This window comes from Syntrophorhabdaceae bacterium (genome assembly GCA_028713955.1).
Classification (GTDB): Bacteria; Desulfobacterota; Syntrophorhabdia; order Syntrophorhabdales; family Syntrophorhabdaceae; genus UBA5609.
In genome coordinates, this window is record JAQTNJ010000097.1 from 1 (window position 1) to 10,815 (window position 10,815).

Annotated in this window: 12 protein-coding genes; 3 read left to right on the plus strand and 9 right to left on the minus strand. The window is 48.6% G+C overall.

Annotated elements, in window-relative coordinates; genetic code table 11:
- Positions 1–199 (minus strand): EamA family transporter (locus PHU49_09430; GenBank protein MDD5244225.1); only part of this gene is annotated, 199 nt, incomplete at its 3' end.
- Between the two features lie 103 nt (positions 200–302).
- Between PHU49_09430 and pyrF the strand changes: the two genes are divergently transcribed.
- Together pyrF and rlmB are read left to right on the plus strand one after the other, a co-directional pair.
- Positions 303–1,028, plus strand: coding sequence for an orotidine-5'-phosphate decarboxylase (gene pyrF / locus PHU49_09435; GenBank protein ID MDD5244226.1), 726 nt, complete (start codon positions 303–305; stop codon positions 1,026–1,028).
- Positions 1,009–1,749 carry a 23S rRNA (guanosine(2251)-2'-O)-methyltransferase RlmB gene (gene rlmB / locus PHU49_09440; GenBank protein MDD5244227.1) on the plus strand — a complete coding sequence of 247 codons (741 nt, stop codon included), beginning with the start codon at positions 1,009–1,011 and terminating at the stop codon, positions 1,747–1,749. Before pyrF ends, rlmB begins: the two co-directional genes overlap by 20 nt.
- A gap of 362 nt (positions 1,750–2,111) precedes the next feature.
- Here the strand turns inward: rlmB and argJ are convergent, their stop codons facing one another.
- The 3 genes from argJ to PHU49_09455 all read right to left on the minus strand — a co-directional run bounded on the left by argJ (position 2,112) and on the right by PHU49_09455 (position 6,543).
- Complete coding sequence (gene argJ, locus PHU49_09445) at positions 2,112–3,260, minus strand: bifunctional glutamate N-acetyltransferase/amino-acid acetyltransferase ArgJ (protein ID MDD5244228.1); 1,149 nt, start codon at positions 3,258–3,260, stop codon at positions 2,112–2,114.
- Between the two features lie 97 nt (positions 3,261–3,357).
- The gene (gene secA, locus PHU49_09450) at positions 3,358–5,967 is read right to left on the minus strand and encodes a preprotein translocase subunit SecA (GenBank protein MDD5244229.1); all 2,610 of its coding nucleotides are present in this window, start codon (positions 5,965–5,967) and stop codon (positions 3,358–3,360) included.
- Positions 5,968–6,072: 105 nt separating this feature from the next.
- On the minus strand, positions 6,073–6,543 hold the full coding sequence (locus tag PHU49_09455) for an HAD family hydrolase (protein ID MDD5244230.1): 471 nt from the start codon (positions 6,541–6,543) through the stop codon (positions 6,073–6,075).
- Between the two features lie 354 nt (positions 6,544–6,897).
- Here PHU49_09455 and PHU49_09460 point away from each other — a divergent pair, with 354 nt between their 5' ends.
- Complete coding sequence (locus PHU49_09460; GenBank protein ID MDD5244231.1) at positions 6,898–7,563, plus strand: HAD hydrolase-like protein; 666 nt, start codon at positions 6,898–6,900, stop codon at positions 7,561–7,563.
- Here the strand turns inward: PHU49_09460 and pssA are convergent.
- From pssA to PHU49_09485, 5 genes are all read right to left on the minus strand, one after another.
- Positions 7,499–8,269, minus strand: a complete 771-nt coding sequence (gene pssA, locus PHU49_09465) for a CDP-diacylglycerol--serine O-phosphatidyltransferase (GenBank protein MDD5244232.1) — start codon at positions 8,267–8,269, stop codon at positions 7,499–7,501. The genes PHU49_09460 and pssA overlap by 65 nt on opposite strands.
- A complete protein-coding gene (locus tag PHU49_09470) occupies positions 8,266–8,910 on the minus strand; it encodes a phosphatidylserine decarboxylase family protein (protein ID MDD5244233.1) in 645 nt (214 codons plus the stop codon). The genes pssA and PHU49_09470 overlap by 4 nt, the downstream gene beginning before the upstream one ends.
- A complete protein-coding gene (ilvC, locus tag PHU49_09475) occupies positions 8,907–9,905 on the minus strand; it encodes a ketol-acid reductoisomerase (GenBank protein MDD5244234.1) in 999 nt (332 codons plus the stop codon). Before ilvC ends, PHU49_09470 begins: the two co-directional genes overlap by 4 nt.
- Complete coding sequence (gene ilvN, locus PHU49_09480) at positions 9,898–10,425, minus strand: acetolactate synthase small subunit (protein ID MDD5244235.1); 528 nt, start codon at positions 10,423–10,425, stop codon at positions 9,898–9,900. Before ilvN ends, ilvC begins: the two co-directional genes overlap by 8 nt.
- A 9-nt stretch (positions 10,426–10,434) precedes the next feature.
- Positions 10,435–10,815, minus strand: a 381-nt coding sequence (locus PHU49_09485) for a thiamine pyrophosphate-dependent enzyme (protein MDD5244236.1), incomplete at its 5' end; no start/stop codon positions are given.

Sequence of the window (10,815 nt, forward strand, 5' to 3'; positions counted from 1 at the left end):
CAAAAAAAAGGAGTAGAAAGAATAAAAATATGCTCCCCGCGATGAATCGGAACAATATAAGGTTAACAGGGGAAATCTCTGTGAGGAGAAATTTTACAGCAACAAAATTGATTCCCCATATAGCCGCGACGCAGAGAAGCAGGATGTCGGATAGACCTTCTTTTTCCACTGACATATTTTTAATGGATAGGATATTCATTGTCAATTCTTTTGCGATAAGAATACACGCGATAACTCGTTAAAATAAAGAGGGGTAGCTGATTGCTGTTAGTTGATAGCTGGTTTTAAAATAAGGAGGATCGATGGACCCGAAGGAAAAATTGGTATTCGCCCTTGACGTAGAGCATTTCCAGGAGGCTCAGAAGCTTGTTATGGAATTCAAAGACCACGTGGGGATGTTCAAGGTCGGCAAGCAGCTTTTTACCCATTGCGGTCCTAAGATCGTTGACTTCATCAAATTGAAAAAATCGAAGGTGTTTTTAGACCTGAAATACCACGATATACCAAATACCGTAGCAAAGGCGGCCATAGAAGCCGCAAAGCTTGGTGTTGATATACTGAATGTCCATACAACCGGTGGTTTTACCATGATGAAAGAGGCGAAGGCTGCCCTCCATGATGCCGCAAAAAATCTTCATGTGCGGAGACCCAGGATTATTGGAGTCACCGTGCTCACGAGCATCGATGACCAGGAACTGCAACGGATGGGGATCGAGATACCGGTCTATGAATTGACGAAAAAACTTGCCCTCCTCGCAAAGGAGGCAGGCCTTGATGGTGTGGTCGCCGGCGGGAGCGAGATAGAGATGATACGCAGCCTGTGCGGGAAAGACTTCATTATACTTACGCCCGGCGTAAGGATTGAAGAAAAGAAGGATGACCAGAAAAGGACCATTACGCCGGTAGAGGCTATCCAGAAAGGAGCCACATACATAGTCCTCGGCAGGGCGGTACGGGACAGCAAGAACCCGCAACAACTGCTGGCAAAGATCAGCGAGGATATAAAGCATGTCCTTTCTCACAAATAGGAACAGCATACTCGAAACCCTCAGGGAACACCCCGAAAAGGTTCGGAAGCTCTGGATAGAAGCAGGTTACGAGAGGACATCCGGGGAATATATCAAAGAAGCAAAACTGAAGGGTGTCCAATTCAAGATACTTCCGAAAGAGGCCTTCACGAGGAGATTCAAAGAAGGAAAATTCCATATCTGTCTCGAGAGGGACGAGATCTCCTATACCGATCCCGATGAGCTTATCAGGGGTATCGATACTGTGAAGAAGCCCTTTTTCTGTGCACTTGATGGTGTCTATGACCCGCAGAACCTGGGGAATATTGTCAGGAGCGCCGCATGCCTCGGTGTTGAGGCCGTGATCCTTCCGAAGGACCGCTCCTGCGGTATAACCGAGACCGTTACGAATATTGCCCGTGGCGCCGTGGAACACGTGAAGATTGTCCGTGTTGTCAATCTCGCCAGGTTTATCGGTGAGATGAAGGACAAGGGTGTCTTCTGCTACGCCCTCGATGAGAAAGGAACAGCCCCTTTGTGGGAGATAGATCTGAAAGGACCTGTTTGTCTCGTCTTTGGGGGTGAAGACGGGCTTCGGAGGCTTACCATAGAAAGGTGCGATGCCCTCGTGAAGATCCCCACGCCGGCAGGTTTCCCTTCCCTCAATGTGGCAACGAGCTTCGCCATATCGGCATATGAAGTGAAAAGACAACGGAAAGAGCAGCGGAGAGCAGAGGGCTGAGAGCGGAGAGTTAACTGCTGAAAGCTGATAGCAAGCACGAAATCCTAAGCACCAATCTCTAAACAATATCAAAATTCAAATATCAAATGTTCAAAACGTGTTGTCATCGCGAGGAGCGAAGCGACGTGGCGATCTCAGCGGATGGGATTGCCACGCCCTGCGGGCTCGCAATGACAAAACGCCGCGCTGTGCTCGCAATGACACACTTATTGTATTTAACTGTTTTGAACATTGGAACATTTGTGCTTGTTCAGGATTTAGATATTCGGATTTAGGATTTCCGATGAGCTATGATTTTTCGCTATACGCTATGCTCTATGCGTTCGTCTCTTCACTCTCCGCTCTCAGCTCTCCGCTCTCAGCTACGTTCTGTATGATGCGTTGATCTTTATGTAGTCATAGGTGAGGTCTGTGGTGTAGATGTCGAAGGACGCCTTGCCGTCGTTGAGATTTACGATGACGCTGATATCCTTTTTGTTCATCATCTTTTTTAATGTCTGTTCGTCAAAGGGGACTTCCACGCCGTTCTTTACTATCTGTTCCCCCTGGAGGATGATATCTATCTTTGACGGCGCAACAGGCACATCCGCATCGCCTGCCGCCGCGATGATCCTTCCCCAGTTCGGATCACATCCGAAGAACGCTGTCTTTGTCAACGGCGATATGGCTATCCTCCGCGCTATCTTTTCGGCTATCTCTTTTTTCTTCGCGCCGTTGACAATTATGTGGGCTACCCGTGTTGCCCCTTCCCCGTCTTTCACTATCATCATTGAAAGATTCTGCATTACCGACAGCAGCGCCTCTTTGAACCCGGCAATCCCCCGTGGATCTTCAGGACCTCTTTTCGTAAAGAGCATCACCGTATCGTTTGTACTGCATTCGCCATCGACAGTTATCCGCTCAAAGCTTTCCTTCACAGAATGGACGAATGACCGCTTCAGTGCGGCAGGCGGGACAGGGTAATCGGTAAAAACAAAGGCGAGCATCGTCGCGAAAAGGGGGTTTATCATACCTGAGCCCTTTGCTACACCTATGACGCTGTATTCTTTTTTCCCCCTGAACGTTTCTTTGATGACCTTCGGATAGGTATCGGTTGTCATGATAGCACGCGAGAAGACATCGATGTGTGTATCTTTCAGATTTTGCGCAAGTAACGGGAGCGAACGGATAATGGTATCGGCAGGGAGTCTTTTCCCTATAACGCCTGTTGACGCAAAGAGAAGTTCGGCGGGTCTGATCTTGAGTAAGGGTGCAAGTTGTCCGGCAACGGCGCTCAGGTCATCTGTGCCTTCCTTCCCCGTGCAGGCGTTTGCGCAACCGCTGTTGACGAGAAGGGCCCGTATCGGCCTTGCACCCATCTTTTTATTGTAAAGGATGTGGGCTGCCTTGACCTTGTTTCTCGTATAGAGCGTAAAGACATTCATCCCTTCCCTGAAAAAGACAAGCCCCAGATCAAGCCCTGATGGTTTGATGCCCGATGATATACCCGCAAACTCAATCCCGCTGATCATAACACCTCCCGCTATAAGACATGAAGTTAAGAAGGTAAGAGGAGCAGAGGTTAGGCAAGACACACCCTCTTATCTTCTTAACCTCTCAACCTCCGGTTTATCTTCCGCAGCATTTCTTATACTTTTTCCCGCTGCCGCACGGACAGGGATCATTTCTCCCGATCTTCCTGTCTTTCCTGTCCTTTCCTTCAAGGGAAGGTGAAGCATTCTTGTTGAAGAACATCGCAGGCTCCGCCTGTGTGGGAGCTTCTCTCGCGGGCTGTATGGCAAATACTTTCCGGACCGTATCGTATTTGACCCTTTCGAGCATATCGAGGAACAGTTCGAAGCTTTCCCTCTGGTATTCCCTGAGAGGGTCTTTCTGACCGTAGCCCCGAAGGCCGATGCCTTCTTTCAGATGATCAAGACCGAGAAGGTGTTCTTTCCAGTGTGTATCGAGTGAATTCAATGTGATGAAATATTCTACTGCCCGGAGTTCATCTTCACCGAATTCTTTTGTCTTGTTTTCGTACACTTCGAGGACCTTTTCGATCACCATGTCAAGAAGACCTTCTCTTGTGCTGTCTTTCAGGTCTATAGAACCAAAGTCTATGTGGAAGAAGAAGGTCTCAAAGATCCTGTTCTTTAATGACACGAGGTCCCATTCTTCGGGATAGACCTTTTCGGGTGCGTATTCATATACGAGGTTTTCGCATATCTCTTCGATCATGTCGAGGATACGGTCCTTCAGGTCGCCGCCCTTCATGACCTCCCGTCTCATGCCGTAGATTGTCTCCCTTTGCTTGTTCATCACGTTGTCATATTCGAGGAGATATTTACGGATCTCGAAGTTGTGGCCTTCGACCCGTGTCTGGGCGTTCTCGATGGCCTTTGTAATAAATGGATGTTCTATGGGGACGTCCTCTGCCATGCCGAGTTTCGCAAGGATAGGCGATACCTTGTCGGAGCCGAAAAGCCTCATTATCTCGTCTTCGAGGGACACATAGAACCTTGAGGATCCGGGATCGCCCTGCCTGCCTGAGCGCCCCCGCAACTGGTTATCGATCCTCCGTGACTCGTGTCTCTCAGTGCCGATTATGTGCAGTCCCCCGAGAGCGATGACTTCCCGTTTGTCCTTCTCACAGATCTTCTTTGCCTCTTCCAGCGCCCTGTCATATTCTTCCGTTCCTTTTTGCCCCTTGCTCATGTTCAGGGCAAGGAATTCAGGGTTTCCACCGAGGAGTATGTCTGTTCCCCTTCCAGCCATATTGGTGGACAGGGTCACAGCCTTCGACCTTCCTGCCTGCGCAACGATCTCCGCTTCCCGTTCGTGGTTCTTTGCGTTGAGTATATGGTGGGGGATGCCTTTCCTTTTCAGCATCTCCGATAATCTCTCTGACTTTTCAATGGAGAGAGTGCCGACGAGCATTGGTTTACCTTTTTTGTAGAGTTCCTCGATCTCACTCACGGCAGCCCTGAATTTTTCTTTTTCCGTCCTGTATATGACATCGGTGTAGTTTGTCCGGATAAGCTGTCTGTTGGTAGGTATTACCAGTACATCGAGGTTATAGATCTTTTTAAACTCCAGGGCCTCAGTATCGGCAGTGCCGGTCATGCCGGCGAGTTTTTTATACATCCTGAAATAGTTCTGGAAGGTAACCGTCGCGAGCGTCTGGTTCTCCCGTTCGATCTTGACATTCTCTTTTGCCTCCAGTCCCTGGTGAAGCCCTTCACTGAAACGCCTCCCGGGCATGAGCCTGCCGGTGAATTCGTCGACAATGATGACCTGCCCGTCCTTCACGATGTAGTCCACGTCTCGCTGGAAGAGGTGGTGTGCCTTAAGGGCCTGGTTTATGTGGTGGAGGAAATCCACATATTTCGGATCGTAGAGGTTGTCTACATTGATGAGCCTTTCTATCTTCGCAACGCCGTCTTCAGTGAGATAGGCCGTCTTTGCCTTCTCGTCGACCATAAAATCTTTGTCTCTCTTGAGCTGGTAGATGAGCCTGTTTATCTTGTAATATTTATCTGTCGATTCCTCGGCAGGACCGGAGATGATGAGTGGTGTACGCGCCTCGTCAATGAGGATGCTGTCAACCTCGTCAACGATGGCGTAGTTGAATTCGCGCTGAACACATTCCTCAAGGGAATAGCGCATGTTATCTCTCAGGTAATCAAACCCGAACTCATTGTTGGTGCCGTATGTTACATCGCTTCCATAGGCCGTTTTCCTCGTGCTGTCGTCCAGGTCGTGGACTATGACACCCACGGAGAGGCCGAGGAATTTGTAAACAGGACCCATCCATTCGGCATCCCTTTTGGCGAGGTAATCATTGACAGTAATGACGTGGACGCCGAGCCCTGTCAGTGAATTAAGGTATACAGGAAGGGTTGCAACGAGCGTCTTACCTTCACCTGTCGCCATCTCGGCGATCTTCCCTTCGTGGAGAACGACACCGCCGATGAGCTGGACATCAAAATGGCGCATATTGATCATGCGTCTTGCCGTTTCACGGACAACAGCAAATGCCTCAGGCAAAATGGAATCGGGATCTTCTCCCCGCCCGAGTCTTTCTTTAAAGTAGGGGGTTTTTGCCCTCAGTTCGTCGTCGGTGCATTGTTTGATCTCTTCTTCGAGGCCGTTCACCGTTTCGATGATAGGCTGAATCCTCTTCAGTTCCCTCTCATTTTTTGTACCGACTATCTTTTTAAGGAGATTACCGATCATGACTTGCTTCAGCCGTCAGCTACCAGCCGTCAGCTACCAGCTTTTTTGAGTATCTGTTGATTTCCGCTGAACGCTGTGCGCTGATGGCTGACTGCTGCCTTTGATTTATTCTCTCAACGTTGCAACAATTCTCTCCGGATGGAGGATGATGCTTAAGGCGTCAATAATATCCGGGACAACAAAATCAGCTTCTTTGATGAGCGAAGTGGCGCATCCTTCTTCGCCGATCACCCCAATCCCAAGTGATGCTTCTCTGAGCATTATGGCATCGTTTGCGCCGTTCCCTATTGCTACAACCTTTTCAGGACCAAGCTCTCTCACTATCTTTGCCTTCTCAGTGCCGCTCTCTTCTTTTTTTACTTTTAATACGTTGAAACCCATAACATTTATTTCGCGGTCAACATTATCATATGTATCTGAAGTGATAATGAAGATCTTTATATATCTGGATATCTTTTCCAGCATCTCTTTTACGCCTTCTTTAAGCTTCCCGTTAAATGCGCATGTTCCATTATAATCAAGCACAAGATATTCGATCTCAAGTTCACCCCATCCGGGAACGGAAACACTTATCATGAACACCTCCTCGGTTTAGTCATACCATTGTAACATATCTTGGGCGATTTAAAACTATAAATTTTAAATAACCAAATATCGAAGTACGAAGCATAATGCAAACACGAATATCGAAGCACCAAATCCTAAACAATATCAAAACGCAAATATCAAATGTTCTAAACAAAAGCCCTTCAACGCACGTTTTGAATTTTGAACATTTGAATTTGTTTAGGATTGTCCCTCCTTCGTCAGGATTGAACCTTGCGATATTCGGATTTAGGATTTGCCATGGGCCGGGTTTATGTTTAGGGCAATGTGTGGTAGAATGGACAAAAGTAATTTTAACGAAAAGTAAAGGCGGGCTGGCAGGATATGGAAAAAAAGATCAAGAAATGGCAGATCGATTGCGTTATCTACGATTGCGATGGTGTTCTGTTCGATTCGCTTGAAGCGAACGGAAGGCTATACCGCCAAATTGCCCTGTCGATGGGGCGGGAACCACTGAAAGAGCATGAACTGCAATACTGTCATACCCATACGGTCTATGACTCGCTCCGCTATATGTCCCGGGGGAGTGAAGCGCTTGAAAAAAGGGCAGTGGAGTTGTTAAAGAAAGAGATAAATTTCAAGGATTTTATTGTCTACCTCAAGATGGAGCCCCACCTCCTTGAAACCCTTGCAAGATTAAAGGAGAGGGGGATAAAACGGGCGATCAACACGAACAGAACGACCTCCATGCCCTATGTCATGGAGCAATACGGGCTGTCGCCATACTTCGAGATGGTTGTAACGGCCCTTGATGTGACAACCCCCAAACCGCATCCGGAAGGCGTGGAAAAGATCATACAGGCGTTCAACCTGGACAGGCATAATATAGTTTATGTAGGAGATTCCGAGGTCGACAGAGAGACAGCACTTGCGTCGGGAGTGCATTTTATCGCCTATAAAGGCAGCGGATTAGAAGCAGATGCCGTTATCGATGACCACCTTGCTCTGCTTGATTTTCTCTCGAATGGGCAACAGCGTCCTCGAGAATAATCTTTTTTCTCTTCGCAAGAGTATATACAGGTCCTGAGAGGACATAGGCAAAGGTTGCCGCGAAGAGGGTCAACTGCGGCTCAATGAACACGATTACAAGGACCATGATAGCAGTTACGGTTGAACGGAAGGGCTTGCCCTTGAAAAAACCCATCTCCTTGAAACTGTAATAGCGGACCTCGCTGACCATTAGAAATGCGAGGATATATATAAGGATAGGCATAAGAACTGTCTTGAACCCGCTCATGTATCCAAGCCAGGAGTAAAAGAGCACGCTGCCTGCTATGGTTGCCGCCGCTGCGGGTATGGGCAGACCGAGAAAATGTTTTTTCTGAACAGTGTCAACCTGCACGTTGAACCGCGCAAGCCTCAAGGCACCGCAGGCGACAAACAGGAATGCCGCGAGCCATCCGAACCTTCCGTAGCTTTTCAATGCCCATATATACACAAGAAGCCCGGGGGCTACCCCGAATGCAACAAGGTCAGAGAGCGAATCATACTCAACGCCGAATCTGCTGCTTGATTTCGTCATACGCGCAACTCTGCCGTCAAGCATATCGAAGACGCAGGAGATGAAGATCGCTATGGCGGCATAGGTAAATTTCCTGTCAATTGTTGCAACGATAGAATAAAAACCCGCAAAGAGGCTTATTGAGGTAAGAAGATTCGGCAGTATATAGATGCCTTTGCCTTTTCTCCGTTTCATATTTCCCCCTTTTTTTGTGCCAAAGGTGTTATTCCAGCTTTTACCTTCTGGTGTAATTCTACCACAGTTTCATAGTGATTTGGAAAATAAATATCAACCCGCGAGCCAAAGGCTATCATCCCTACCGTATCCCCCCTGTTGACATGGTCGCCTTCTTTAACGTAGGCAATGATCCTCCGCGCGAGGAAGCCCGCGATCTGTACAAGCAGAAACCTCTCGTTATGATGTTCTATGAGGATATAATTCCGTTCATTGTCTTTATCGATATCCTTTCTGAACGCGAGGGCAAATTCGCCGGGTCTGTGGAGCATTTTTGCGATCCGGCCTTCGCAGGGGGCCCTGTTTACATGGACATCGGCAGGGGACATAAAGATGCTTACCCTCCGCATTGTATCGTTGATGAATTCCTTTTCCATTATCTCTTCAATGCCCATTACCTTGCCGTCTGCAGGCGAGAGAAGTACATTGTCCAATTCGGCGGAAAAACGCCTTGGATTCCGGAAAAAGAAGAGACAGAAGATGAAAAAGAGGAATACTATGGAGAATATGATATACGCGTGGACGATAAGGAGGAGGATAGAGAGGACAAGGGAGGGGAGAATAAGCTTCACCCCTTCCCTTGCAATTGGACTTTCTCTCAATCTTTTCTCCCGATCCACCCCATCATTGAACGAAGTTCCTTCCCAACCTTTTCAACAAGGTGTTCGCCTTCTATCTTCTTTAAGGCATTATAGACAGGTCTGCCCGCCATGTTCTCGAGGATCCATTCCCTCGCAAACTCGCCGCTTACGATCTCATCAAGTATGGCCCTCATCTCTTCCCTGGTCTCTTCGGAGACGACCCTGCGTCCCCGCGTCATATCGCCGTATTCGGCGGTGTCGCTTATCGAATACCGCATGTATGACATGCCGCCCTCGTACATGAGGTCTACGATCAGCTTCAGCTCATGGAGACATTCAAAGTAGGCGATCTCGGGCTGGTAGCCGGCCTCAACGAGGGTGTCAAATCCTGCCTTGACGAGCTCTGTAGCGCCGCCGCACAGTACTGCCTGCTCCCCGAAGAGGTCTGTCTCCGTTTCTTCCTTGAAGCTCGTTTCAATAACGCCGGCCCTGGTGGCGCCGATGCCTTTTGCGTAGGCAAGTGCTGTTTTCTTCGCTTTTTTTGTATAGTCCTGGTAGACGGCGATCAGTGAGGGTACGCCGGCGCCCCGTTCGTATTCCCTCCGGACGAGGTGACCCGGGCCCTTGGGGGCTATCATGATGACGTCAATATCCGGGGGCGGGACTATCTGGTTATAGTGGATATTGAAGCCATGAGAAAAGACGAGCGTGTTGCCCTTTTTCAGGTTATCCTTGATCTCGGTTTTATATAACTGGGCCTGAACGTTGTCCTGCGCAAGGATCTGGATAATGTCCGCTTCTTTCGCTGCCTTCGCTGCACTTACAGGTTTGAATTTATGGCTCACTGCGAGCTTGTAATTCGGTGTTCCTTCCAGCTCGGCAACGATAACATTGACACCGCTGTCGCGCAGGTTCTGTGCCTGTGCGTGTCCCTGACTTCCATACCCGATGATAGCGACCTTTTTCCCTTTCAATACACCCAGATCTGCATCACGGTCATAATACATCTTAGCCATCTTCGTTTCCTCCTTTTGGCTGTTTTTCCTTCATCTTTATGGTCCTGTCGCCTCGTGCCATGGCGATTGGCCCGGTCCTGACAAGTTCTTTAATACCCAGCGGCCTGACGAGGGCTAAAAAGGCCTTCAGTTTTTCTTCGTCGCCGGTAATCATAATCGTATATGTCTTCTGAGAGACGTCGATGATCTTTCCCCGGAAGATCTCTACCATCCGCAGGATCTCCTCCCGCGTTTTTTCATCGGCATTCACCTTTACAAGCACCATCTCCCTGGAGACATAGTCTGTATCCCTGAAATCAATAACCTTTATGACGTTGATCAGCTTGTTGAGCTGTTTCAATATCTGTTCAATGATCGCATCGTCCCCCGTTGTTACGACGGTCATGGTTGAGATCGTAGGGTCCAGGGTCTCAGCTACACAGAGGCTCTCGATGTTGAACCCCCTTCCACTGAACAGGCCGGAGATCCTCGAAAGTACTCCGAATTCGTTCTCGACGAGAACTGATATGATGTGTTTCAAGGTTTCCTCCTAAACGAGAAGCATCTCTTTGAGCGAAGCCCCCGCGGGAACCATCGGATAGACGCACTCTTCCGGATTAACGTGGACGTCGATGAAGGTCGGTTGGTTGTTCCGGAATGCCTCTTTGAGCACCCTGTCAACATCCTCTTCTTTGTCTATCCTGTAACCGGCAGCGCCATATGCCTCTGCGACCTTCACGAAATCAGGGCAGGGCAGACATGTCCACGTGTAGCGTTTCTCGTAGAACAATTCCTGCCACTGCCTTACCATCCCGAGGTATCCGTTATTCAGTATGACGACCTTCACGGGGAGTTTGTGCTGGACTGCCGTGGCAAGTTCCTGGATATTCATCTGTATACTGCCGTCACCGGCGATATCGATAACAAGCGA

What these genes read in the sequence shown, in the direction of transcription:
- pyrF (MDD5244226.1), top strand. Translation starts at nt 303, where the DNA reads ATGGACCCGAAGGAAAAATTGGTATTCGCCCTTGACGTAGAGCATTTC.
- argJ (MDD5244228.1), bottom strand. Translation starts at nt 3,260, where the DNA reads ATGATCAGCGGGATTGAGTTTGCGGGTATATCATCGGGCATCAAACCA.
- rlmB (MDD5244227.1), top strand. Translation starts at nt 1,009, where the DNA reads ATGTCCTTTCTCACAAATAGGAACAGCATACTCGAAACCCTCAGGGAA.
- pssA (MDD5244232.1), bottom strand. Translation starts at nt 8,269, where the DNA reads ATGAAACGGAGAAAAGGCAAAGGCATCTATATACTGCCGAATCTTCTT.
- PHU49_09455 (MDD5244230.1), bottom strand. Translation starts at nt 6,543, where the DNA reads ATGATAAGTGTTTCCGTTCCCGGATGGGGTGAACTTGAGATCGAATAT.
- PHU49_09460 (MDD5244231.1), top strand. Translation starts at nt 6,898, where the DNA reads ATGGAAAAAAAGATCAAGAAATGGCAGATCGATTGCGTTATCTACGAT.
- secA (MDD5244229.1), bottom strand. Translation starts at nt 5,967, where the DNA reads ATGATCGGTAATCTCCTTAAAAAGATAGTCGGTACAAAAAATGAGAGG.
- ilvC (MDD5244234.1), bottom strand. Translation starts at nt 9,905, where the DNA reads ATGGCTAAGATGTATTATGACCGTGATGCAGATCTGGGTGTATTGAAA.